Source organism: Caballeronia sp. LZ033 (assembly GCF_031451265.1).
Lineage (GTDB): Bacteria > Pseudomonadota > Gammaproteobacteria > Burkholderiales > Burkholderiaceae > Caballeronia.
Genome location: NZ_JARUXQ010000003.1, coordinates 922,511 through 946,804, shown reverse-complemented (window position 1 = coordinate 946,804; position 24,294 = coordinate 922,511). Strand labels below are relative to the sequence as shown.

The window sequence follows — 24,294 nt, the reverse complement described above, 5'->3', positions numbered from 1 at the left end:
TGACCGACCTTGTTGCCCGGCCTCGACAACTTCAAGGTTCTGAACGATCGCTAGGGACACTCGCTCGGCGACCGCGCGCTCGCGCATTTCGCGGCACTGCTGCGCGCGGTGGTGGAACCAGGCGCCATCGTCGCGCGCATCGGCATCGATTCGATGCTCGGCACGGATATCGAAGCGGCGCAAACGCTCGCGCGCGCCGACATCGCGCTCTATGGCGCGAAGAAGCGCGGCCGCAACCGGATCGAGGTGTTCAGGAGCGCGGCGCGGCCGGACATCGATGCGATCGCCGGCGTGAATTGAACGCAGCGCCTCACAGGCGCAGCGCGTCCACTCTTTGTCCGCGCCATATGCGGAATATCCCTGCTTTTCCAGCACGCGAACGGCCATGACTGCCTTAAACTAGACGGCCGTTCGCCGCCGCGCGCGACGCCGGATCAAGCCTGGAACAAGAACTCATTTGATGACCGACCCTCTCGACCTTGATGCCCGACGCATGGCCGCGCTCGTGCGCCATGACGTGCTCGACACGCCGCGTGAATCTGCCTTCGATGAGATCGTCAGCCTCGCTGCCTCGATCTGTCGCGCGCCCATTGCGCTGATCAACCTCATCGCCGCGGATCGCCTGTTCATCAAGGCGGAAACCGGACTCGGCGCGCGTGCGACTTCGTTCGAAAGCCCGTTCTGCGCACAGGCGCTGCGGGAAGGCGAGTTTCTCCAGATCCCCGACGTCCTCGACGATCCGCGCTTCGCCGCTCATCCGCTCGTTACCGGTGCGCCGCACGTGCGCTTCTATGCGGGCGCACTGCTGACCACCGCCGAAGGTCTCCCGCTCGGCACGCTCTGCGTGATGGATCATGCGCCGCGCAGTCTCGATGCAAGGCAGCAGCAGGCGCTGTGCATGCTGGCGCGCCAGGCCATGACGGCGCTGGAACTGAAGCGCGCGACAAAGGATGCGGAGGCGTATCGCGTGCGCTATGGCGCGCTGTTCCATGCCATCGATGACGGCTTCTGCACGATCGAGTTCTTCGACGGTCCGCAAGGCCCGTTGAGCGACTACACGCACATCGAGGCGAACCCGGGTTATCAGCGGCACACGGGCATTGCGGACATCGTCGGCAAGACCTTGCGCGAAGTCGATCCCGCCGATGCGGACCAATGGATCGAACTGTATGGCGGCGTGTTGCGTACCGGTGTTCCCGCGCGTTTCGAGCGCTATTTCATCAGTGCGGGACGGCATATCGAAGTGTCGGCGACCCGCGTCGAACCGCCCAGCCTGCGGCAAGTGTCGGTGCTGTTTCGCGACATCTCGGCGCGCAAGAAGGCCGACGCCGCATTGCGCGCCAGCGAGGCGCTCGCGCGGCAGAACATCGAGCGGGTGCAACTGGCGCTCGCGGCGGGCGCGATCATCGGCACGTGGTTCTGGGACTTGCCGAGCGACCGCTTTACCGTCGACGAAGCCTTCGCCCAATCATTCGGTCTCGATCCCGCGCAAGGACATGACGGCCTGAGTCTCGCGCAGGTGATCGCGAACGTGCATCCCGACGACCGCGACGGTCTCACGCAGGCTTTGACCGAAGCGCTCCAGCGCGGCGGTCACTATGCGTATCAATACCGCGTGCGGCGCGCGGACGGGCGCTATTACTGGATCGAGGCGAATGGCCGCGTCGATCACGGCGCGGACGGCACGCCGCTGCGATTCCCGGGCGTGCTGCTGGACGCCGAGCAGCGCCGCGCCGTGGAAGCGGAACGCGATCGCGCGGCGGCGTCGTTGCGCGCGTTGAACGAAACGCTCGAACAGCGCGTCGCCGCGCGCACCGCCGAACTGATGCGCGCCGAGGAACAACTGCGTCAGGCGCAGAAGATGGAAGCCGTGGGTCAACTCACGGGCGGCCTCGCGCACGACTTCAATAATCTGCTGGCGGGCGTATCGGGCTCGCTGCAATTGCTGAGCATTCGCCTGAGCCAGGGACGTGTCGCCGACGTCGACAAATACGTCGTGGCCGCGCAGGGCGCGGTGCGGCGCGCGGCCGCGCTGACGCACCGCCTGCTGGCGTTCTCGCGACGTCAGACGCTCGATCCGCGTCCCACCGATGTCAACGCGCTCGTCAACGGCATGACCGACCTGATCCAGCGCACGGTTGGACCGGGCATCCGGGTGGAAGCGGTGGGCGCTGCCGGGTTGTGGCCCGCGCTCGTCGATGCCGGGCAACTCGAGAACGCATTGCTCAATCTCTGCATCAACGCGCGCGATGCGATGCCGGACGGCGGCGCCATCACGATGGAGACGGCCAACAAGTGGATCGACCACGCTGCCGCGCACACCCACGACATGCCCGAAGGACAGTTCCTGTCGCTCTGCGTGACGGACACCGGCATCGGCATGACGCCTGACATCGTCGCGAAGGCCTTCGATCCGTTCTTCACGACCAAGCCCATCGGCATGGGCACCGGACTCGGTCTGTCGATGATCTATGGCTTCGCCAAGCAGTCGGGCGGCCAGGTGCGCATCTATTCGGAGCCGGGGCAGGGCACGACGGTGTGCATCTATCTGCCGCGCTTCTACGGCGATGTCGCGAGCGACCTGCCCGATCACGACGCCGCGCCCATCTCGGGCGCGGAGAGCGGCGAGACGGTGCTGATCGTCGATGACGAACCGAGCGTTCGCATGCTCATCACGGACGTGCTGGAAGAGCACGGCTATACCGTGATCGAAGCGGCCGACAGCATGGCGGGTCTCAAGGTGCTGCAATCGAATGTGCGCATCGACCTGCTCATCAGCGACGTGGGTCTGCCGGGCGGCATGAACGGCCGGCAGATGGCGGATGCGGCGCGCGCGTCGCGGCCCGGTTTGAAGGTGCTGTTCATCACCGGCTATGCGGAGAATTCGGTGATCGGCAATGGCCGCCTTGACCCCGGCATGCAGGTCCTCACCAAGCCGTTCGCGCTGGAAACGCTCGCCGAGAAAGTAAGGCAACTGGTTGACAGTTGACGATTGACGGGCAACGTGTGAGCGCGCCGCCTTCTTGAGGCATCAGCGGCCCGCGCGCGTTCCCGCCGCACACGCTACCGGGATGCCCGCGCCGGCTGTCTGCGGGGATCAACTGCTCAGCCGGATAACGGGCTGCGCGCCGACCGTCATGGCGCTGTTTCCTGAACAGTCGGCCGGACTATTCATCTCGATTTAATCCGTTTGCACCCCCCTGGTTTCCGCTCGTATGCTGGCCACGCTTTTCGCGAGTTGTGCGTGTACATGACGCGAGAAGCTCTTTCATGGGTGAAAAATGGACTTTTTGCAACGCTTGAAAGCACGCTCGATATCTTCGAGATGCCTGGCCATGTTGTTGCTCGGCCAGAGCCTTTTTTATGGCGCGGCGGTCAATGCGCAATCAAACAGGGATCCCTATTTTGCCGTGCCGGCTGCGTACGCCGCCATGGACTTCGCAACCTGGCAGCCGAAGTGGATGAGTCAGGCGAACGGGACCCCGCTGGCCGCCAAGCCGATCAACCTGCCCGCCGGGTTTCCCAGCGGTTCAACCGGTTACCAGTTGCTCTACAAAAGCACCGACGGCGGCAAGCCTGTCACGGTCGTCACTACCCTGGTTTTGCCCCCGCCGGCTGCGGCCAGTGCGCTCAGCAGCCTGACATCGAACAAGGGCGCGCCACTCGTTTCCGTTCAGTATCCGCAGGATGATCTCGTCACGACGACCCAGCCGTCGTATGTGCTTCTTAACGCCACGAGCCTGGCCAGCGATTACGCCGCGATGGCCGCACCGATGCTCAATAACGGTATCGCGGTAGCCTTTCCTGATCATCAGGGGCCGAACTCCGAGTTCAATGTGGGTCAGCAGATGGGGCCGGCAGTGCTGGACGGGGCGCAAGCCATCCTGAACTGTGCTCAAGGTTACGGCGCCTGCACCGGAGTCACGCCGGCAAACGTAGGCGGGCTCGCAGGCACGAGCCCTGTTGGCTTGCTCGGATATTCGGGCGGCGGCGGCGCCTCGACCTGGGCGGCGGTGCTGCGCGGAAGTTATGCGCCGAGGCTCAACGTGGTCGGCGCCGCGCTCGGAGCGAGTTCGAGTTCTGATCTTGCGACGATCATCACCGCACTTGATGGGACCGCAGCGGCACGCCTTGCTTATGCCGCGATCGTCGCCATGGGACGGCACGATCCGGTGAATTATGCAGCCTTCAAGCGCGCCTTGAGCGGCGCTGCTGCGAACGTGTTCACGTGCATGGAGACCTCCGCCGCGCCGTATTCCTGCTATACCGCCGGACTCTATCCGGCCTTCCTGCCGACCTTGAGCGCGAGCGGCCTGGGATCCCTGAACGCCATGTTGGCGGCCAACAGCGTGGCCGGCACGGCTTACGCACCCGATGTGCCGACGCTCGTGTACTACGACGTCGGCGATACGCTGATCCCGGCGTCGGCCAGCTTCCAGATGATCCAGTCTTTCTGCAAGGCACGAGCGAGTGTGCAGGTGCTGCAAAGCCAGGTCAGCCTGTTCCCGAGTCAACAGGTGCATTCAAGCGCGGCTGCCGCGTTCACGGCGCCCGTCAACTATCCCTTTCAGTTCCTGGCGCAGCGCTTCTTCGAGTACTACACAGGCCAGGCCTACGCGGGCCGTAACGACTGCACGACCTTCGCCATGCTCAAGTCGGCACCCGCTGGACAGTACCCCGGCCAGGGGTTGCGGGTGAATTGAAGCAACGCGTGAGACCGTGCGGGTTCAAGTCCGGCCAGGTTCATTGAACGAGCCTGTCCGGACCTCGCCCGCGCGCGCATAACGCGCGATCACCACGCCGCCCGGTGTGCGCGTCATGTGCGTCAACTCGAACGCCCGTGCCTCTGCGTTGTCGTCGAACAGGCGCCGGCCGCGTCCGAGCATGACCGGGAAGGTCAGCAGGCTCAGCTCATCCACGAGGCCGGCCGCGAGCAGCTGGCGCACCATGTCGCCGCTTCCGAAGGTCAGAAGGTCCGCACCCTCTTGCGTCTTGAGCGCGCGGACCGCATCGGGTAGTTCGCCATCGAGCGCGTGACTGTTGTGCCAGTCGAGCCCGCTTTGCCGATGTGTCGCCACGTGCTTCGCCGCTGCATTGAATTTCTCCGCGAGCGCATGACTCGGGGTGTCAGGCGCCACATGCGGCCAATGCGACGCGAAGATGTCGTAGGTGCGCCGCCCGAGCAGCAGTTCGAAGGGCTTCGCGAGCAATTGCTGCAAGTTCTCGCCGATGGCGGGATCGGCGAAAGGAACGATCCAGCCGCCCAGGCGAAAACCGCCGCTGAGGTCCTCGTTCGGACCGCCTGGCGCCTGCATCACGCCGTCCAGACTGCTGAATAACGAAACCGTGAGTGTGCGCATCGTGTTCTCCAGGGTGATGCCGATACGACGAACGAGGCCGCGGCAAATCGACATGCACTCGCGAGCCTTCGGCGCGCGGTACTGTTACTCAGAGGGAAACAAGAATAACGAGAATTTCATTATTGTGATTCACGCGCTTGATTGAATGAGGCATCCATTTGCCTGAATAAACCCGCCGCCTGCGATTCAATTCAATTCCTGCATTTGCAATCCCGCGAAAGGGCCGCTCTGACCACGCCTTCAGCGGGACTGAACCTCGGCCTTGCCGACCAGTTCGTCCCGCAACAGCCGCGCGCCGGGCGACAGCGGCGCCCCGCGCGGCGTGACGAGTTCATAGGGTTCGCTGCGGGACGCGAACGACAGCGGCAGGATGCGCGTGGCTTCGTGCCGCACGAAGAACTGCGCGACGTCGATGGACACCAGCGCAACGAACGAAGGATTGTCCTGCAGCAGGCTCAGCGTCGCGAAAGCCGACGTGGTTTCCAGCAGGCTCGATGGAAAGCGGATCCCGGCCTGCTGGAATTCGCGTTCCAGCAGCACGCGCATGGGCATGTTGGCGCGGTAGACGACCCATCGGTACACGGCCAGCTCCTTGAGCGTCAGCTTCTTCGCCTTGCGTAACGGATGCTGCACGTTCGCGACCACCGCGAGCGTCTCTTCCTGCAGGACGAGGCTTTCATACATGTCCGGATTCTGGCTCACCGAGGTCCGGCAGATCGCGAGGTCCAGCCTTCCCGCGTCGATGAGACCGAGCAGCGTCTCGCTGGCGTCCTCGATGATCTCGACGGACATCTCCGGCTGACGCGCAATGAGCGCGGACACGGCCCGTGTCAGCAAGGGCACGGCGCCCATGATGACGCCGACCGCGACGCGTCCTCCATGCCCCCGCAGAATCCCCGCGATTTCCTCGCGCATGTGCGACAGGTCCGTGTAGATCAGCCGCGCATAGCGGATCGCGCAGTGTCCCACTTCATTCGCTTCCAGTCCGCGCCGCGTGCGCGTGAACAGCGCCGTGCCGAACGTGGTTTCGATTTCCTGCAGCGCCTTGCTCGCGCCCGGCTGGGTCAGTCCGACCTGATTGGCCGCTTTCAGCAGCGAGCCGTGGTCGCTCAGCGCGACCAGCAGCCGCAACTGCTTGAGGTGGAGGCGCGAGGCAATGGAGTTGAGCGTGGGCGTCATGTGACTTGAGAGCGAGTTATACCAGCATGAGAACTTCTCAATTTTGCTCCTCGGCGGGGCTCTCTATACTTCGGCAAAAGAACCCATGAAACAGTGCGTTTTGGCCATTTCGAGGCGGCGAGCCAGATGAGTCAAAGGCTCGTCGAGCGTCGGTCAACTATAACCGAAGGTCATCCATCATGTCTCTCATCAACTACGTAACCCAGATCCAGTTCGACTTCGGCGCGGTGAATCTGCTGAAGAGCGAATGCGAGCGTCTCGCGATCCGACGCCCGTTGATCGTCACCGACCGGGGCATCCGTGCGGCCGGCATTCTCGACATCGTGCTGAAGGTGCTGGAGCGCGCCGACGGCGACATGATCTACGACGCCACCCCACCGAATCCCAATGAAGCCGCCGTGCGCGATGCGGTCGCGCTGTACCGGCAATCGGACTGCGACGGCATCATCGCGGTGGGCGGCGGTTCGTCGATCGATCTTGCGAAAGGCGTCGCAGTCTGCGCGACGCACGAAGGCCCGCTGCAAAGCTTCGCCGTGATCGAAGGCGGCGCGAGCCGGATCACCGCGCAAACGGCGCCTGTGATCGCGGTGCCGACCACCGCCGGCACCGGCAGCGAGGTCGGACGCGGCGCCATCCTGATCCTCGACGATGGCCGCAAGGTGGGCGTGATCTCCCCGCATGTCGTGCCGAAGGTCGCGATCTGCGATCCCGGCCTGACGATCGGCCTGCCGCCGCTGCTCACCGCCGCCACCGGCATGGACGCCGTTGCACATTGCCTGGAAACCTTCATGTCGCCGCTGCGCAATCCGCCGGCCGACGGCATCGCGCTCGACGGCTTGCGGCGCGCATGGGCGCACATCGAGCGGGCCACGCACGCGCCCACCGATCAGGCCGCGCGCGAAAACATGATGATGGCCTCGATGGAAGGCGCACTCGCGTTCCAGAAAGGACTGGGCTGCGTGCACAGCCTGAGTCATGCGCTGGGCGGCATGGACCCGCGCCTGCACCACGGCACGCTCAACGCGATCTTCCTGCCGGCAGTCGTGGAGTTCAACCGCAGCGCGCCGTCCATGCGCGACGAAGACAAGATGGCGCGCATGGCGAACGCCATGCGCCTGCGTCACGACGCGGACCTATCCGCGGCGCTGCGCGACATGACGGCGCGCCTCGGCTTGCCGACCGGTCTCCGGGCGCTGGGCGTGACGCGCGACATGTTCCCGCGCATCGCGCAGGGCGCGCTCAGGGATCACAGTCACAAGACCAATCCGCGCGAGGCATCGGAAGCCGATTATCTCGGCTTGCTGGAAGCGTCGTACTGACGAAGCAACGGATCAACGAACGGACGCCCGGCGAAGAGGCGTCCGCGCATGACACGCACGGAGACACGGCATGAACAAGAGCAAACGGATCGTACGGATCCAGCGCATTTCCATTTTCTTTCTGACCCTGGCCGGCAGCATCAACTATCTCGATCGCAGTGCGTTGTCCATCGCGAACAGCGTGATTCGCGGCGAGATGGGCATGAGCGCATCGCAGATGGGACTGCTGCTGTCGGCGTTCTCGCTGGCCTATGCGTTCGCGCAACTGCCGGTCGGCATGATGCTCGACCGCTTCGGTGCGCGCGTCATGCTGGGCTGGGGCATGATCCTGTGGTCGGTCGCGCAGGCATGCTGCGGACTGGTCGGCAACCTCCAGCAGTTCTTCATTGCGCGCGTGTGCCTGGGCGTCGGCGAAGCGCCGCAGTTTCCCGCCGGCGCGAAGGTCATCGGCGAATGGTTCGCGGTGCGTGACCGCGGCACGCCCACCGGCATCTTCGTCGCCTCGACCACGGTCGGCCCGGCCATCGCGCCGCCGATCCTCACCGGCATGATGCTCGCGCTCGGCTGGCGCAACATGTTCTTCGCGACGGGCGTGTTCGGCATTCTCGTGGCGATCGGCTGGTATGTGGCTTATCGCAATCGCGACGAAGTGAAGCTCGCGGCGGAGGAAACCGCCTACCTGGACCAGGACTCGCAGGACGATGCGAACAGCCAGCCGCTCAGCGGCGCGCAGTGGCGCAGCCTGTTCCGGCAGAAGACGACGTGGGGCATCTTCTTCGGCTTCATGGGCGTCATTTACACCGTGTGGCTCTATCTGACGTGGCTGCCGGCCTATCTCGAACACGAACGCGGTCTGAGCATCGCGAAGGCAGGCTGGGTCGTCTCGATTCCCTATGTCTTCGGCACGCTCGGCATGCTGAGCAGCGGCTTCGCGGCAGACCGCCTGTACCGACGCGGCATGCAGGCCATCACGAGTCGCAAGTGGCCGATCTGCGTCGGCTTGATCGGCGCGGCGGCGTTCACGGTGCCGGCGGCGCTGACGCCTTCCACCCTGCTTGCCGTGATCTACATCTCGGGCGCGATGTTCTTCATCAATCTCGCCTCGGGCGGCGCATGGTCGCTGATCTCGATTGCCGCGCCGCGCCAGGCCGTGGCTTCGCTCGGCGGCATCCAGAACTTCGGCGGCTTCCTCGCCGGCTCGGCTGCGCCCATCGTCACCGGCATCGTCGTGGACCGGACGCATTCGTTCGTCGCATCGCTGATCGTGAGCGCGGTCATTGCGCTGCTCTCGGCCGTCGCGTATCTGCTGCTCGTGCATCGGCCCGTCGCGATAGCGGATGACGTCGAGCAAAGCGCCGTCGGCGCGCTTTCCTGATTCGCACGCGACGCGATGCCGGGCCTGCGGGCCTTTTGAAAAGATCTTCTGTCGGAGTTTGAGTTCCAATGCGGACAGTCACGTGTGTGGAAGACCTTCGCCTCATCGCGAAGAAGCGGGTGCCCAAGGCGTTCTACGATTACGTCGACAGCGGCTCGTACACGGAATCGACCTATCGCGAGAACAGCCGCGCGTTCGCGCGGCTGACGCTGAAGCAGCGCGTGGGCGTGAACGTCGAAGGGCGCAGCACCACAAGCACGATGCTCGGCCAGCCGGTCGCGATTCCCGTGGCCATCGCGCCGACCGGCCTGACGGGCATGCAGTGGGCCAACGGCGAGATCCTCGGTGCGCGCGCGGCGGAGCGCTTCGGCGTGCCGTTCACGCTCTCGACCGTGAGCATCTGTTCGATCGAGGACGTCGCGCAGCATACGACTGCGCCATTCTGGTTCCAGCTGTACGTGATGCGCGACCGGGGCTTCAACCAGTCGCTCATCGAGCGGGCGAAGGCCGCAGGCTGCTCGGCGCTGGTGGTCACGCTCGATCTGCAGATCAACGGCCAGCGCCACAAGGATCTCAGGAACGGCATGACCGTACCGCCGCGCCTGACAGCCGCGAACCTGCTGGACTTCCTGCGCAAGCCGGGCTGGGCGCTGCGAGCGGCATCGGGCCGGCGTAACTTCGGCAATCTTGCCGGCTTCATCAAGGGCGGCGACGACGTGATCGCGATCAGCAAGTGGGTGGCATCGCAATTCGATCCGAGCCTGAACTGGGACGACATCGCACATCTCCGCAGCCTGTGGCCCGGCAAACTCGTGCTGAAGGGCATCATGTGCGCCGAGGATGCGCGCATGGCGGCTTCGCTGGGCGCGGATGCCATCGTCGTCAGCAATCATGGCGGACGGCAGCTGGACGGCGCGCCATCGACGGTCGAGGCCTTGCCCGCCGTGGTGGACGCGGTGGGCGATGCCGCCGAAGTCTGGGTCGATGGCGGCATCCGCACCGGCCAGGATGTGATGAAGGCGCTGGCGTTGGGCGCGAAGGGCACGATGATCGGCCGCGCCTTCATGTATGCGCTCGGCGCGATGGGCGAGCCCGGCGTATCGCGGATGCTCGAGATCCTGAGAAACGAGCTCGACGTGACGATGGCGCTCACCGGCGTGCGTTCCATCGGCGAGATCGGGCTGCATAACTTTCATGAGCCGCGTGTCACGCAGGCTCGCCACGCACGCGCGGCCGAGGCCGTGGCGCCATTCGAAGAACCGGTCATCTGATGGGAGACACGCAATGAACTTGCAGATCGAGGATAAATGGGCGCTGGTGTGCGCCGCGAGCAAAGGATTGGGCCGAGGCTGCGCCGAGGCGCTGGTGGCCGAAGGCGTCAACGTGGTGGTCACGGCGCGCGGCCAGGAGGCGCTGGAGTCCACCGCTGCCGGACTGCGGGCGCTGAACCCGGACGTGCAGGTGATTGCCGTGGCCGGCGACATCACGACGGACGCGGGACGCGAGCAGGCCTTGGGCGCGGCGCCGCACATCGACATACTGGTGAACAACGCGGGCGGCCCGCCGCCGGGCGATTTTCGCGAGTGGACCCGCGACGACTGGATCGCCGCGCTCGACGCGAACATGCTGACGGCCATCGAACTGATGTGCGCCACGGTGGACGGCATGGCCGCGCGCGGCTTCGGGCGGATCGTCAACATCACGTCAGGGGCCGTGAAAGCGCCCATCGACGTGCTCGGCCTCTCCAATGGCGCGCGCTCCGGGCTGACCGGCTTTGTCGCGGGTCTGGCGCGGCAGAAGCGCATTGCCGCTCATGACGTGACCATCAACAACCTGCTGCCCGGCCTGTTCGATACCGACCGCCTGAAGCAATCCACCGAAGCGGCGGCCACGTCGCAGGGCAAGAGCTTCGACGCCGTGCTCGACGCGAAGCGGCAGGCCATTCCCGTGGCGCGTTTCGGCACGGCGCAGGAATTCGGCGCGATGTGCGCGTTCCTGTGCAGCGCGCATGCGGGCTACTTCACCGGCCAGAACGTGCTGATGGATGGCGGCGCCTATCCTGGCACGTTCTGAAGCTGCTTGTCCCGCTAGTGAGTGGCCGGCGTGGGAGCAGACGAAGGCAACGCCGACACATCGGTGCCCCATGTGCTGCCCGCCGGATTGGCGGTCATCAAGCGGCATCCAGGTGGAAGCGTGCGACGCGCCGTTCAGTTGCAGCGACTGCACGTAGTACGACGCGCTATCGCCCGAGCCCGCGCCCGGCGCCGTGATATGCAGCAGCTTCTGGCTGCCGTCCAGCTGACCGACGCGCACGTCGATCTGCGCGAACTGCGGGCTCGACAGCACGACGCCGCTCACACCGGGCACTTCCGGATGGAGTCCGAGCGAAGCCCAGACGTACCAGGCCGAGATCGCGCCGAGATCGTCGTTGCCGGGCAGACCGCTCGCGCCGGTGCCGAACTCGGTCGTGAGCGCAGTGTGCAGGACCTGCTGCGTGTGAGTCGGCGCACCGGCCCATGCATGGACCCAGGGCACCGCGGCGGGTTTGTCGGTTGCGTAATCCGTGCCGATCAACGGGTTGACGAATCGGGCGAGCTGCATGTCCGGTGGAATCGCGGGGCCAGGGGCGACGGATGCCGATGCGGTCGCGGCGGGCGGAGTGGCAATGCTGGCAGCGTTGGTGGAAGTGGGAGGAGACGGCAGATTCACGGGAGCCGATACGGGCGATAACGAAGCAATCGGCGCTGAAGCGGGAGGCGGGGCGCTTTGCGTCGTGTGTGCCGCGCTTGTGGCACTCAGGGAAGTTGAATCGCCCCCGCAAGACGCCAATGTCACGCACAGCGCCAATAAGGCGCCTGCCATTCCCCGGTTGATCTGCATGTTGTCTGCGTCCGGCTGCCGAGCCGAAGCCTTCACTCTGACAAGTGAATAGTGGTCTAGTGATCCGTCATGGACGTATGTGCTCAGCACCAAGGTAGGCCGCATCATCCTCGATGAAGTGGTGGAAGGCGCGCAGGAGTTCGGCGAGAAAGGCACGCTGTTCCAGTACGGTCGCAAGAACAAGATCGTCTATGACTACACGGAGAGCGGCACGCTCAAATCCATCGAGGACAGTCTGAAGCGCTTGCAGACCGACCGGATCGATTTCGTCTGGGTTCACGACATCGCCCAGGACTTCCACGGCGACGCGTGGCTCGCACAGTTCGAGACCGCGCGGACCGGTGCGTTCAAGGCGCTGTCCCGTTTGCAGAAGGAAGGGGTCATCAAGGGATGGGGTCTGGGCGTGAACCGGGTCGAACCGATCAAACTCACGCTCGGACTGGATCACGCGCATCCGAACGGCATGCTGGTGGCGGGCCGCTATTCGTTGCTGGACCACGAGGCCGGCCTGCAGCGCCTGATGCCGGCGGCACAGGAGAAGAAGGTGGATATCGTGATCGGCGGTCCGTACAGTTCGGGCGTGCTGGCGGGCGGCACGCACTTCGAGTATGCCCCCGCGACACCGAAGATCCTCGCGAATGTGGAGCGCATCAAGACGCTGAGCGAGCAATACGACATCCCGGTCAAGGCAGCCGCGTTGCAGTTCTGTCTGGCGCATCCGGCGGTGGCCGCGGTCATTCCGGGCGCGAGTCATCCGGGACGCATCGCCGAAGATTCAGCGGCGCTCAAGACGAAGATTCCCGACGATTTCTGGCGCGAGATGCGCGAGCAGGGCCTGGTGTCGCCGCTCGCTCCCTTGCCCATCGACAAGAAATAAGGAGGCGTCATGGCTGAAGCATCCACGAGCATCGATATCAATCTTCCGGCCGATCAGGCCTGGCAACTGATCGGCGGCTTCGGGTCCCTGCCTGACTGGCTGCCCTACATACCGAAGAGCGGACTGAGCGAAGGCGGCCGCGTGAGGCATCTCGCCAATCCGGAAGGCGAGGCGATTGTCGAGCGGCTCATCGCTTTCGATCACGCCGGCAAGAGCTATAGCTATGCGATTCTCCAGGCGCCGTTTCCGGTGACTGACTATCTTTCGACGATCAAGGTCGTGGACCTCGGCGCGAAAGGTTCGCGCGTTGAATGGTCGGGGCGGTTCCAGCCCAAGGGCGTGAGCGACGCGGAAGTGTCGCGCTTGTTTCAGGGCATCTATGAGGATGGGCTGAAGGCGCTTGCTGCGGAAGTGGCGAAGAGGACGTGAGGGGAGCGCCGCCTGCTTCGACGGTGAGCGGGGCAGGTGGCATCCAAACCTGAACAGATGCTTGCTTGAGCGAAAGCCTTTTGTGAACTTCAAGCAGAAGTGTTTCCCGCGTCTTCCATGCTTGCTAACATCGGGTGCGGCCACGTTGGCATGAAGGGAGAAGCTCATGAAGGCGCTGATTGCGGCGGTCTCTCTTTGTCTCCTGGCTTCGACTTGTCATGGTGCGGGAGTGAGACTCTTCGACATCCCGGCGGACGCCAACGGGCCCGCGCTCCACGCAGCCGTGTGGACGCCGTGTGCTGAGCAACCCGAACCCATCGAAGTAGGAACCACCCTTTTGCAAGGGACGAAGAACTGCCCGGTTGCCGGCGACCATCTTCCTCTGGTCGTGATATCGCACGGGCACGGCGGTTCGCGCCTCGGTCACCACGACCTTGCCGAAAAGCTCGCGGATTCAGGATTCATCGTTGCGGCGATCAGTCACCCCGGCGACACATCATCGGACATGTCGCGCGCGTCGGAGCCGTCGGAGTTTGTCGAACGCCCGATGGACATCAAGCGGCTCATCGACTACATGCTGGATGCATCGCCGGAAGCGTCGAAGATCAACGCTCGCGGCATCGGGTTCTTCGGCTTTTCCCGGGGCGGCTATACCGGCCTTGTTCTGGCTGGAGGCGTGCCTGACTTTCAGCATGCTGACATACCGTGCCCTGACGAGCTTCCCGTTTGCGAAACCATCCGCGAGGGGAAACTGCCACCGCAACACTGGATTCGCGATCCGCGCATCAAGACATTCGTCCTGGCGGACCCGCTCGACGCTTTTCCGACGGCCACGACCGTTCAGGACATCAACGCCCCCATTCAACTATGGGCCTCGGAATACGGTGGCGATGGTGTGTTGCCGGAGACGACCCCCGCGCTTTCGAAACTGCTGCCCAGGACGACCGAGTACCACCTGGTCGCAGGCGCTGGCCATTTCGCGTTTCTCGCACCGTGTGCGCCAAAGCAGGCTGCGAGGCTTCCTCGCCTGTGCGTCGACGAGGGTGGATTCGACCGCGTCGCATTTCACGCCAGACTCAACGAGGCTGTATTGCAGTTCTTCCGGACGCAACTCCGATAGACCCCGGGCGCCTTGCTTGCGCCTCCGACAATAGCGGTCAACTCCACGATATGCCCACTGAGCGCGCACGCGAACCCACGCGCCCCGGTCGAGGGTTAACACCGGCAAGACGCGCGTTGACATCGGTCGTAAGCATCCACTACGCTTTATGTACAGTGGATCCATTGAACATTCTGGTTGCCGCTGAAGGATGTGCCGCGATTGAGGCCTGAAGCAGACCACCGGAGAAAGTGATGGAGACACGCGCTCGCTGGACGCTCGTCAGTTTGCTGTTCGCTGGAGGCATGATCAGTTACCTGGACCGGGCGGCGTTGTCGATCACCGCGCCGCTGATCTCGAAGGAGCTCAACCTCGACCCCGCGCAGCTCGGCATCGTGTTCTCGAGCTTCTTCGTGGGCTATGCGCTGTTCTGTTTCGTCGGCGGCTACTCGGCGGACCGCTGGGGCCCCAAGGTCGTACTCAGCGTGTCGATGCTCGTGTGGTCGCTGTTTTGCGGACTGACGGCGGCGACGGTCGGCATCGCGAGTCTGTTGCTGGTGCGCGTGATCTTCGGCATGGGCGAGGGACCTTTCTGCGCCAACATCAACAAGCTGGTGTCGAACTGGTATCCGCGCGATCAACAGGCCAGCGCGCTCGGCCTCGCGAACTCGGGGCAATCCATCGGCGCGGCAATCGCAGGTCCGGTGGTCGGCTTTCTCGCCCTGGCGACGAGCTGGCGTGCATCCTTCGTCATCATCGGCGCAGTGGGCGTGCTATGGGTTGTTGCGTGGCTATGGCTCGCGAAGGACAAGCCCTCCACGCCGATTGCCGGGCAGGAGCAGTTGAACGCACAGCTTCCTGAGGCAGCCGATGACGGCGCCGCGCCCGCGCCGCTCTCGACCTATCTGCGTCGGCCCGCCATCCTCGCCACCGCTTTCGCGTTCTTCGGCTATGCGTACATTCTCTATTTCTTCCTGTCGTGGTTTCCGTCCTATCTCACGATGGCGCATCACCTGAGCATCCAGAAGATGTCGATCGTCAGCGTGATTCCGTGGGCGGTGGGCGTGACGGGGCTGGTTGCGGGCGGCTATGCGTGCGACTGGCTCGTGCGCAGGACGGGACGCGCGATCTTCTCGCGCAAGATCGTGCTGATCACGAGTCTGGGCGCGGGCGCGGTATGCATCGCCTTGACGGGCGCGGTGAGCGAGCTGACGAGCGCCGTCGCGCTGATGGCCGTGGCCGTGTTCTTCATGTACGCGTCCTTCAACACCTACTTCGCGATCGTGCTCGACACGGTGGAAAAACGCCGCGTGGGCGCGGTCGGCGGCTTCGTGCATTTCATCGCCAACCTGGCCGGCATCGTAGCGCCGGCACTGACGGGCTTTCTCGTGCAATCGTCCGGCAGCTTCAAGAGCGCGTTCGTGCTGACGGGCATCATCGCGGCGTTGGGCGCGCTGCTCGTCGCGATCTTCGTGCGGGCCCCGACCGCCGAGCTGCAACTTCAACCCGAGCTGGCCTGATCGACATGCGTCACTACGCCACCATCGAGGAACTGCGCGTTGCCGCCAGACGACGCGTGCCGCGCATGTTCTACGAATATGTCGATGCAGGCTCATGGACCGAGTCGACCTATCGCGCCAACAGCGACGACCTCGCCCGCCTGCAGTTCCGTCAGCGCGTCGCCGTGGATTTCAGCCGGCGCAATCTCGCGACGACCATGCTCGGCGAACCCGTATCGATGCCGGTCGCGCTCGCGCCCACGGGCATCGCGGGCATGCAGCACGCCGACGGCGAGATGCTCGCGGCGCGTGCGGCAGAGCGTTTCGGCGTGCCGTTCACGCTGTCCACCGTGAGCGTGTGTTCGATCGAAGACGTGGCCGCGTTCACGCAGAAGCCGTTCTGGTTCCAGCTCTACATGATGAAGGACCGCGGCTTCATCGCCGATCTGATCGCGCGTGCGAAAAGCGCGCAGTGCTCCGCGCTCGTGCTGACCCTCGATCTCCAGATCCAGGGACAACGTCACAAGGACAAACGCAACGGCCTCTCGGCGCCGCCGAAGCTGACGTTGCGCAATCTCGCCCATCTGTCGCGCCATCCGCGCTGGTGCGCGGGGATGCTCGGGACGTCGCGAAGGAGCTTCGGCAACATCGTCGGACATGCGCCGGGCGTGACCGGAATCGCATCGATGGCGGACTGGGCCGCGAAGCAGTTCGATCCGACACTCACCTGGAAGGACATCGACTGGGTGCGGGAGCGCTGGGGCGGCAAGCTGGTGCTGAAAGGCATCCTCGACGAGGAAGATGCGCGCATCGCACGCGATGTCGGCGCCGATGCGGTGATCGTGTCGAATCATGGCGGGCGTCAGCTCGACGGCGCGCCGTCCACCATTTCGATGATGCCGCGCATCGCCGACGTGCTGGACGGCGAGATCGAGCTGCACATGGACGGCGGCATCCGCTCGGGACAGGACGTGCTGAAGGCGCTGGCATGCGGCGCGCAGGCGGTCTACGCGGGGCGCGCCTTTCTCTACGGGCTCGGTGCGGAAGGCGAGGCCGGCGTGACGCGCTGCCTTGAAATCATCCGCGACGAACTGGACACGACGATGGCGCTGGCGGGCGTCACGGACGTTCGTCACGTGGACGGCGCCGTGCTCCGCTCGGGCGGTTTCGTCCGGGAGCGAAAGCCAGTGAACCACGGTACGGCGCCGGTTCGCATCCAGGTCGCCTAGCGGCCTCATACAGGGAGATTTGCATCATGTTGAAGTCGTTGACGCCCCATCAGCTCGAACATTTCAGACAGTACGGCTATGTCGCGCCGATCCGCGTCATGTCGGAGCGGACCGCCCTCGAGTTGCGCAAACGTCTCGAAGATTTCGAGCAATCGAGCAATCCGCTCAGGAAGAAGGCGCTGAACGTGAAGAGCCATTTGCTGTTCTCGTGGCTGAACGAACTCGTGCGCAACGACAAGGTGGTCGATGCGATCGAGGATCTGTACGGACCGGATCTGCTGGTCTGGGCGAGCAGCTTTTTCATCAAGAACGGCAATGATCCGGCGTATGTGTCGTGGCATCAGGACTCGACCTATTGGGGACTCTCGAAGCCCGATGTGGTGACGGCCTGGGTCGCCTTGTCGGAGAGCAACCGCGCGAACGGCGCCATGCAGGTGGTCCCCGGCACGCATCTGCTCGACCAGATTCCGCATCGCGACACCTTCAACGAAAGCAATCTGCTGACGCGCGGGCAGGAAGTCGCGGTGGACGTCGACGAATCCCAGGCGGTGGCGATCGAACTCGAGCCGGGCGAGATGTCCCTGCATCACGTGCGGATCGTGCACGGCTCGCCGCCGAACGCATCGCCGAACCGGCGCATCGGGTATGCGATCCGCTACATCCCGACCTATGTGCGTCAGCTCGAAGGCGCCGACAGCGCCACGCTCGTACGCGGTGTCGATACGTTCAACACGTTCGAGCACGAGCCGCGTCCGACACAGGATCTCGATCCTGCATTCGTCGCGCTGCATCAGCAGATCGGCGAACGCAACCTGAATATTCTTTACAAGGGCGCGGCGCAGAATGCGTCGGCCCAGCGCTGAACCGCGCATGAATGCGTTGACCTTCGATGCCGCACTCATGGAGCGCACCGGCGAGCCGCTGCGCATCGCGCGCGTGTCGCTGCGCAATCTCGCCGGGACCGACGTCGTCGTTCGGGTGAAGGCGGCGAGCCTGTGTCACACGGATCTCGAAGCGATGCGCGGCGACCTGGGCACGCCGCTGCCGTTCGTGCCCGGACACGAGGCGGCCGGTATCGTCGAGTGGACTGGCGCATCGGTCACGCGAGTCGCGAAGGGTGATCACGTCGTGATGTCGTGGAATCCGCACTGCGGCCAGTGTTTCTATTGCACGCGGCAACAGTCGATCCTGTGCCAGCCGTATCGCAGTCACATGGCGCAGTCGTTTCATTTCGACGGCGCGCCGCGTCTCTTTCTCGACGATGGCGCGCCTGTGCATCAACTGGCCTACATGGGCAGCTTCGCGGAATACTGCGTCGTGTCGCAGGAGTGCGCGGTGCCCGTTCCCGCAGCCATGCCGTTCGACCGCGCCTGTCTGATCGGCTGCGGCGTCATGACCGGTTTTGGCGCAGCGACCAACATCGCGAAGGTCGAGCCCGGCAGCACGGTTGCGGTGATCGGCTGCGGGGCGGTGGGTCTGTCCGCGATACAGGGCGCGCGGCACGCGGGCGCCGCGCGGATCGTCGCGGTCGATCGCGCGCCGGACAGGCTCGAGACGGCGCGTGCGCTGGGGGCGAGCCACGCACTGTGCGCCGATGAATCGCTGGTGGCGGCCGTCGCGGACCTGACGAGCGGACGCGGCGCGGATTGCGTGATCGAATCCGCGGGCAATCGTCAGGCGCTCAGGGCGAGCGTTGAAATCGTGCGTCCGGGCGGTCAGGTGGTGTGGCTCGGCAAACTCCCCGCCGACGACGAAGCGTCGTTCCGCTGGGGCGCGCTGATGGGCGAGAAGCGCATCGTGCGTTCGAGCTATGGCGGCGCGAACCCGGCACGGGATTTTCCGATGCTCGCCAATGCCTATCTCGACGGCACGTTGCGGCTCGACGAATACGTGACCTCGCGCATCACGCTCGATGGAATCAATGAAGGGATGCGACGTCTTGCGGCAGGTGTCGAGCTCCGCTCGGTGATCGAGTTCTGATCATGAGTCATCCCGACCTGCAACCCGGCTGGATCGACACGCCGCATCGCTGCGCATCGCTCGGGCGCTTCAGGCTGGAATCGGGCGAACATATCGACGATCTGCTGATGTCCTACGTCGTCCACGGCGATCTCGATGATCGTACGCGCCCTGTCGTACTGGGCGTGTGTGCCATCGGCAGCACGCATCACCGGCTCGACTTCCTGATCGGTACGGGACGCGCGTTCGATCCCGCGCGCGTCACCGTGATCGTCGCCGATGCGCTAGGCAACGGCCTGTCCAGTTCGCCGTCGAATTCACCGACGCAGGGCGGTGCGGCCTTCCCGCGTTTCACGATTCGCGACATGGTACGCAGCCAGAAGGCGCTGCTCGATCACCTCAACATCGCGACGCTCGACGCAGTGGTGGGTGCATCGATGGGCGGCATGCAGGCGCTGCAATGGGGCGTGTCGTATCCGCGCTTCATGAAGAAGCTGGTCGCGCTCGTGCCGATGGCGAAGACCACGGCCTGGTCGCAGGCGGTCAATCAGGCGGGCCGGCGCGCGCTCGAAACCTCGGGCGGCGACTGGAGTGCGTGGCTCGGGATCATGCATGTATTGGCGATGCGCACGCCGGAGCGTTTCGAGGAAGACGCGACACAGGCGGGCGGCACGCAGGCGTGGTTCGAGAAGCGCGCCGCGTGGTTTCGCACGCAGCGGCTCGATCCGCTCGACTGGATCTGGCAGTCGCATGCTTACGATGCTCACGACGTCGGCACGACGCCGGGTTTCGAAGGGGATACGGCACGCGCGCTCGCGAGCATCGAGGCGCACACGCTGATTGGCGTGCCGGCGCTGGACCTCTACAATCCCGTGGAAGAGGGCATACGCGCGGCCGGGCAGATCGGAAACGCCAGACTGCTGCGGGTGCCTTCGACGAGCGGCCATATGATGGCCTCGGAGGCCGATCCTACTTCCGCCGCACGGCTGAATGCGGAGATCGCTTCGTTCATGGCGTATTAGCAGAGGCCCGTGTCATGAATCCTCAGGTCGAGGACATCGCACCGACGAATTCGCATTCCACGTCCGAGGCGGGCGGTTCCATTCAGCATCGCACGTATCGGCTGTTGCGCGAGATGATCGAAGACGGGCGCATTACGCCGGGTGAACGGCTGCTCGAAGCGCAGGTCGCGAAATCGTTCTGTATCAGCCGCTCGCCTGCGCGCATTGCGTTGGCCGCGCTGTGCGCGGACGGGATCATCGTTGAAAGCGAGGGGCGCGGTTATCGCGTGGCCGGTGCGGCTTCGGGCGATCGTGCCGGCAAGCCGGCCGTGCTCGACAAGCTGGAAATCACGAGCGCGCCGCAATGGCAGCGCATGTACGCCGAACTGGAGCGCGAGCTATGCACTCGCGTGCTGTTCGGTTCGGTGCGCATCACGGAAGAAGCGCTCGCTGAACATTTCGCCGTGAGCCGCACCGTCGCCCGCGGCGCGATGGCGCGCATGCACAGCGTCGGGCAGCTGTCGCAGGACCGCAACGGGCACTGGATTGCGGAGCAGGTGACGCGTGAGCGCATCGAGCACCTGTTCGAGATACGCCGCCTGCTTGAACCGACCGCGCTGCTGCACGCCGCGCAGCATGTGCCGCGCGAGTTCCTCGAAGCGGTGCGCGCACGTCTCGTCGGTGTCATCGAGGCGGGGCATCGCGGGGGTGCCGAGATGGACGCCGCCGAAACCGATTTGCATATCGATCTCCTGTCGCACTGCCCGAACAAGGAGATCGTGCTTGCCCTCTCACGCACGCACGTCCTGTTCGTGCCGACACGCTATCTGAGCGACCCCTACCTCGAGATCCCGTATCAGCTCATCAGCGATGCGTTCACCGAGCATCTGCAGATCGTGGACGACATACTGGCTGGCCAGCCTGAGCGCGCAGCGCAGGCATTGACGGAACATATCCGCGAAGCGAATACCCGCTGGGTGCTGCGTTTCGAGATCATCCGGCGCATGAAGCAGCCGGACTTTCCTGCGTATCTGACGGCGCTCGGTGCGGCTTGACCAACGGCGGACGTGCTCGTCTCCGATGTCTCGCCGGAGCTAACGAACGCCTGCCAAATGCATTCATCAGAAGTTCGCCCTTCCCCGATACCCCGACGCTCGTTATACAAACCCACGGCATCGCGCGACCCGCACGGCTTGCCCGTATCGTCGTCTCCAAAGCAGCACGGAGGCGACCATGGGGTTCCCGCAACTGACGTTTGGCTTTCCGATGACTATGCTGATGACATCCGGTGCGTACGCGCAGTCGCCGGACCAGCCGATGACGCGCGCGCAGGCCCGCAAGGAGCTCGAGGAACTGGCTGCGGTGGGCTACCACCCGGCGCAGGCATCGAGTCACCGGTTTCCCTTCGACATCGAGGACGCAGAGGCGCGTGTCGCGGAGAAGCGGCGTCAGGAAGCCGCGCGCATCAGTGGGAAGCGCTGATCCACACCTGGACCGGCGTGGCGCTCAACCTGAAGGAGATTGGCATGAGAGTCAGAACCGTATCGATGATGCTCGCCTGCGCCTGCCTGTTGGCGCCGCCGGCACTCATGGCGCAGACCACGGATGCACCCATGAATCAGGGCGCCGCGGGCACCAATGTGACGAATCAGAAGAGCGCCGACCGCGCGCTGGCGAAGGCGGTCCGGCGCGCGCTGGGGAAGACGCCGGGCTTCGACAGTTCCGGCGTGTTCGTCCGCGCGCGCAGCGGCGTGGTGACGCTGTCGGGTTCGGTAAGGAGCGGCGACCAGATCCCCGTGGCGGGCGATGTCGCGCGCTCGGTGAAGGGCGTGACCTCCGTGAACAACAAGCTCGGCCTGTTCCACGGCGGCAACGGTTGAGCGGAAGCGGCGCGGCGAGGACATGAGTGCCTCGCCGCGCCTGCTTGCTACACAGGAAGGTTCTCCGATGCATCCGGATAGCGCGGATACCAGCCGTTCTTCACGCCGAGCGTCCGCACGTCGAACTCGATGTCGCCTTCATAGCGCGGCGCATATTTCCTGAAGGCCGCCTCGACCTCGCGCCAGCGCGCGCTGATGCGCACGAAGTTGTACGCGTGGGACATGATGTGGAACTCGCCGGCCTTGATCTGTTTCATGACGATGGCCGCGTACTTGTCCGTGTCCATGCCTTCCTGGGTTCCCTTGGCGAGTTCGGAGCGGACCAGTCCCGGGCAGATGAGCGCGACATCCATGAAGTCGGGCGCTTCTTCGCGCAGCGCCACCGTCACGGCGAGCACGGCGTGCTTGCTCGCCACCTATCCGGCGCCTTCCGGAATCGCATAGAAGAATGCGTTCTCCGAGCCGACGTTATAGATCGCGCACGGCGTCTTCTGCGCGATGAAGCGCTTCCTGAACACCGAGACCCCGTGCAGCACGCCGAAAAGATTCACCGCCAGCACGCTCTGCACGTCTTCGGGGCGCGCGTCGATCACGCTCGACGGCACGGGACCGACACCCGCGTTGTTGACGATCACATCCACCTGCCTGAACTTGCTCCATGCGAAGTCCGCGAGCGCTTCGACCTGATTGCGGTCCGTCACGTCGCATTCGAAGATCTCGACGCGCGAGGCGTGACCCGCGAGTTCTTTCGCGGCGTGTTCGAGGCGTGCCGGGTTCATCCCGGCGATCAGCAGTTGCGCCCCTTCCGTGGCGGGCCCAGCCGGTGCATCTGCTGATTTGCGGGCATAGTCTCCAGGAGCACATGTCGCAGTACCTGATCGATCGCATCGCGAGCCTCTCGGACACCGCGGTGCTCTCGCTGTCCAGCGACAGCGCCGGACTTACGGGCGTCAACACGCGCGGCCCGCAGGGCGGGCACAGCTTCAAGGTCCGGCATCTGTTCCTGTTCACCGGCGCCGAACCCAATACGCGCTGGCTCAGGGATTGCAGCGTCGACACCGACGACAAGGGCTTCGTGCTGACGGGCAATGCGGCGCGCAGCGGTCTCGAACAGCAGCCGTGTCTGGTCGAAACCAGCGTGAAACGGCGTGTTCGCCATCGGCGATGCGCGCTTCGGCTCGATCAAGCGGGTATCGGCGGCCTGGAGAGGGCGTGTCCGTCGTCGCGCAGGTTCATGAATTTCTGGCCGCGCATCGGGTACATTGAAGCGGAAACCTCGTGCGCGCAGGCGCGCTCAACCTGAAGGAGACCACTCCAGTGACCTCGAATGTGAAAGTCGTCGCCATCCTGAAAGCGAAACCGGGACGAGAGGAGGAACTCGCTGCGCTGTTGCACGGCATGACCGGCCCATCGCGCGCGGAAGCCGGCAATCTGCGCTATGACCTCTGGCGGGACGTCGACAACGCCGGCCAGTTCGTGCTCGACGAACTCTATCTGAGCCATGATGCCATCGCATCGCACCGGAGCACGGCGCATTTCCAGCACTATCTGTCGCGTATCGGCGAACTAGCGGAGCGCACGGCGGTGGTCGTCAATGCGTTGGATGTCTTTCCGGGCGACGCCTGATTCGCAGGCGTCGCGCTGTCACACTCGTCGAATGGTGACGAGCAGACTTCCGATCGCATGCGTGCCGTCATATGCTATGCGGTGCAGTACGCAAAGATCCTCGGCGCGGGCGCGCGGGTGATTGCGTTCGCGCGCAATCCGGAGAAGCTCGCCATCGCGCGTGAATATGGCGCGGATGACATCGTCGATATCAAGGGCAAACCAGCCGCCGATATCGGCCGTGAATTGCATCAGCTGGTGGGCCGCAACGACATCGACGCCGCCATGGACTGCGCCGGCGCCCCCGAGATGGTGCAACTGGCCATGAGTCTTCTGTCGATCGGCGGCCACTATGCCGATGTGGGTCTGGTGGGCGATCGCATCGACCTTCCGCTGTTTCCGCGTGTCTCGCGCGAGCAGACCTTGCATGGGTCGTTCTGGGGCAACAACACCGATCTCGGCGAAGTGATGGCGCTGGCCGCGCAGGACAAGATCCGTCACACGGTCAAGACCTTCGGCTTCGAGGAACTGAACGACTACATCAACCGCCTGCGCGTGGGCGACGTAGTAGGCCGGGCCGTGATGAAGTTCTGAACACGGCTG

General features: G+C 64.6%; 23 protein-coding genes and 3 pseudogenes. 21 read left to right on the top strand and 5 right to left on the bottom strand.

The genetic code is table 11. From position 1 onward, the window contains the following. The first annotated feature begins 108 nt into the window (after positions 1-108). From QCE62_RS25550 to QCE62_RS25540, 3 genes are all read left to right on the top strand, one after another. On the top strand, positions 109-300 hold the full coding sequence (locus QCE62_RS25550; RefSeq protein WP_309924481.1) for a hypothetical protein: 192 nt from the start codon (positions 109-111) through the stop codon (positions 298-300). Positions 301-460: 160 nt separating this feature from the next. Beyond that, entirely contained in the window at positions 461-2,989 is a 2,529-nt protein-coding gene (locus tag QCE62_RS25545) for an ATP-binding protein (protein WP_309924479.1), read from the top strand. 346 nt (positions 2,990-3,335) lie between these two features. Beyond that, positions 3,336-4,703 carry a lipase family protein gene (locus QCE62_RS25540; RefSeq protein ID WP_309924477.1) on the top strand — a complete coding sequence of 456 codons (1,368 nt, stop codon included), beginning with the start codon at positions 3,336-3,338 and terminating at the stop codon, positions 4,701-4,703. 24 nt (positions 4,704-4,727) lie between these two features. Here the strand turns inward: QCE62_RS25540 and QCE62_RS25535 are convergent, their stop codons facing one another. Continuing rightward, positions 4,728-5,360, bottom strand: a complete 633-nt coding sequence (locus QCE62_RS25535) for a dihydrofolate reductase family protein (RefSeq protein WP_309924475.1) — start codon at positions 5,358-5,360, stop codon at positions 4,728-4,730. A gap of 240 nt (positions 5,361-5,600) precedes the next feature. After that, positions 5,601-6,539 carry a LysR family transcriptional regulator gene (locus QCE62_RS25530; protein WP_309924472.1) on the bottom strand — a complete coding sequence of 313 codons (939 nt, stop codon included), beginning with the start codon at positions 6,537-6,539 and terminating at the stop codon, positions 5,601-5,603. 179 nt (positions 6,540-6,718) lie between these two features. Here QCE62_RS25530 and QCE62_RS25525 point away from each other — a divergent pair, with 179 nt between their 5' ends. From QCE62_RS25525 to QCE62_RS25510, 4 genes are all read left to right on the top strand, one after another. Beyond that, positions 6,719-7,858, top strand: coding sequence for an iron-containing alcohol dehydrogenase (locus tag QCE62_RS25525; protein ID WP_309924469.1), 1,140 nt, complete (start codon positions 6,719-6,721; stop codon positions 7,856-7,858). A gap of 70 nt (positions 7,859-7,928) precedes the next feature. Next, positions 7,929-9,233 (top strand): MFS transporter, encoded by a 1,305-nt coding sequence (locus QCE62_RS25520; RefSeq protein ID WP_309924467.1) that lies wholly within the window; start codon positions 7,929-7,931, stop codon positions 9,231-9,233. Between the two features lie 68 nt (positions 9,234-9,301). Beyond that, positions 9,302-10,504, top strand: coding sequence for an alpha-hydroxy acid oxidase (locus tag QCE62_RS25515; protein ID WP_309924465.1), 1,203 nt, complete (start codon positions 9,302-9,304; stop codon positions 10,502-10,504). A 13-nt stretch (positions 10,505-10,517) separates the two neighbouring features. Then, the gene (locus tag QCE62_RS25510) at positions 10,518-11,306 is read left to right on the top strand and encodes an SDR family oxidoreductase (protein ID WP_309924463.1); all 789 of its coding nucleotides are present in this window, start codon (positions 10,518-10,520) and stop codon (positions 11,304-11,306) included. A 135-nt stretch (positions 11,307-11,441) separates the two neighbouring features. Here the strand turns inward: QCE62_RS25510 and QCE62_RS25505 are convergent. Then, positions 11,442-11,834: pseudogene (locus QCE62_RS25505) on the bottom strand (glycoside hydrolase domain-containing protein); the annotation flags it as partial. Between the two features lie 334 nt (positions 11,835-12,168). Here QCE62_RS25505 and QCE62_RS25500 point away from each other — a divergent pair. The 11 genes and pseudogenes from QCE62_RS25500 to QCE62_RS25450 all read left to right on the top strand — a co-directional run. Next, positions 12,169-12,990, top strand: a pseudogene (locus tag QCE62_RS25500) (aldo/keto reductase); the annotation flags it as partial. A gap of 9 nt (positions 12,991-12,999) precedes the next feature. Then, positions 13,000-13,419, top strand: coding sequence for an SRPBCC family protein (locus QCE62_RS25495; protein ID WP_309924461.1), 420 nt, complete (start codon positions 13,000-13,002; stop codon positions 13,417-13,419). Between the two features lie 166 nt (positions 13,420-13,585). After that, the gene (locus QCE62_RS25490) at positions 13,586-14,539 is read left to right on the top strand and encodes a dienelactone hydrolase (protein WP_309924460.1); all 954 of its coding nucleotides are present in this window, start codon (positions 13,586-13,588) and stop codon (positions 14,537-14,539) included. Between the two features lie 233 nt (positions 14,540-14,772). Continuing rightward, entirely contained in the window at positions 14,773-16,038 is a 1,266-nt protein-coding gene (locus QCE62_RS25485) for an MFS transporter (protein WP_309924457.1), read from the top strand. Positions 16,039-16,043: 5 nt separating this feature from the next. Next, entirely contained in the window at positions 16,044-17,246 is a 1,203-nt protein-coding gene (locus QCE62_RS25480) for an alpha-hydroxy acid oxidase (RefSeq protein ID WP_309924456.1), read from the top strand. A 26-nt stretch (positions 17,247-17,272) separates the two neighbouring features. Further along, a complete protein-coding gene (locus QCE62_RS25475; RefSeq protein ID WP_309924453.1) occupies positions 17,273-18,109 on the top strand; it encodes a phytanoyl-CoA dioxygenase family protein in 837 nt (278 codons plus the stop codon). Positions 18,110-18,116: 7 nt separating this feature from the next. Beyond that, positions 18,117-19,226, top strand: coding sequence for a Zn-dependent alcohol dehydrogenase (locus QCE62_RS25470; RefSeq protein ID WP_309924450.1), 1,110 nt, complete (start codon positions 18,117-18,119; stop codon positions 19,224-19,226). A 2-nt stretch (positions 19,227-19,228) separates the two neighbouring features. Then, positions 19,229-20,227: an alpha/beta fold hydrolase gene (locus tag QCE62_RS25465; protein ID WP_309924448.1), complete on the top strand. Its 999-nt coding sequence runs from the start codon at positions 19,229-19,231 to the stop codon at positions 20,225-20,227. Between the two features lie 14 nt (positions 20,228-20,241). Next, positions 20,242-21,261, top strand: a complete 1,020-nt coding sequence (locus QCE62_RS25460) for a GntR family transcriptional regulator (protein WP_309924446.1) — start codon at positions 20,242-20,244, stop codon at positions 21,259-21,261. A 178-nt stretch (positions 21,262-21,439) separates the two neighbouring features. After that, on the top strand, positions 21,440-21,688 hold the full coding sequence (locus QCE62_RS25455) for a DUF4148 domain-containing protein (protein ID WP_309924444.1): 249 nt from the start codon (positions 21,440-21,442) through the stop codon (positions 21,686-21,688). Positions 21,689-21,732: 44 nt separating this feature from the next. Further along, positions 21,733-22,086 carry a BON domain-containing protein gene (locus tag QCE62_RS25450; RefSeq protein ID WP_309924442.1) on the top strand — a complete coding sequence of 118 codons (354 nt, stop codon included), beginning with the start codon at positions 21,733-21,735 and terminating at the stop codon, positions 22,084-22,086. A 47-nt stretch (positions 22,087-22,133) separates the two neighbouring features. Here QCE62_RS25450 and QCE62_RS25445 read toward each other — a convergent pair whose 3' ends face one another. Together QCE62_RS25445 and QCE62_RS25440 are read right to left on the bottom strand one after the other, a co-directional pair. Then, positions 22,134-22,502, bottom strand: a complete 369-nt coding sequence (locus tag QCE62_RS25445) for a hypothetical protein (RefSeq protein WP_309924440.1) — start codon at positions 22,500-22,502, stop codon at positions 22,134-22,136. After that, positions 22,503-22,886: pseudogene (locus QCE62_RS25440) on the bottom strand (SDR family NAD(P)-dependent oxidoreductase); the annotation flags it as partial. Positions 22,887-22,948: 62 nt separating this feature from the next. On the opposite strand from QCE62_RS25440, the gene QCE62_RS25435 reads away from it, so the two are divergent. Genes QCE62_RS25435 through QCE62_RS25425 form a run of 3 tightly spaced genes read left to right on the top strand, consistent with a single transcriptional unit; the run spans position 22,949 to position 24,285 of the window. Continuing rightward, positions 22,949-23,389, top strand: a complete 441-nt coding sequence (locus QCE62_RS25435; RefSeq protein ID WP_309924438.1) for a hypothetical protein — start codon at positions 22,949-22,951, stop codon at positions 23,387-23,389. A 14-nt stretch (positions 23,390-23,403) separates the two neighbouring features. Further along, the gene (locus QCE62_RS25430) at positions 23,404-23,712 is read left to right on the top strand and encodes a putative quinol monooxygenase (protein WP_309924436.1); all 309 of its coding nucleotides are present in this window, start codon (positions 23,404-23,406) and stop codon (positions 23,710-23,712) included. 57 nt (positions 23,713-23,769) lie between these two features. Then, complete coding sequence (locus QCE62_RS25425) at positions 23,770-24,285, top strand: zinc-binding dehydrogenase (RefSeq protein ID WP_309924434.1); 516 nt, start codon at positions 23,770-23,772, stop codon at positions 24,283-24,285. The last annotated feature ends 9 nt before the right edge of the window (positions 24,286-24,294 follow it).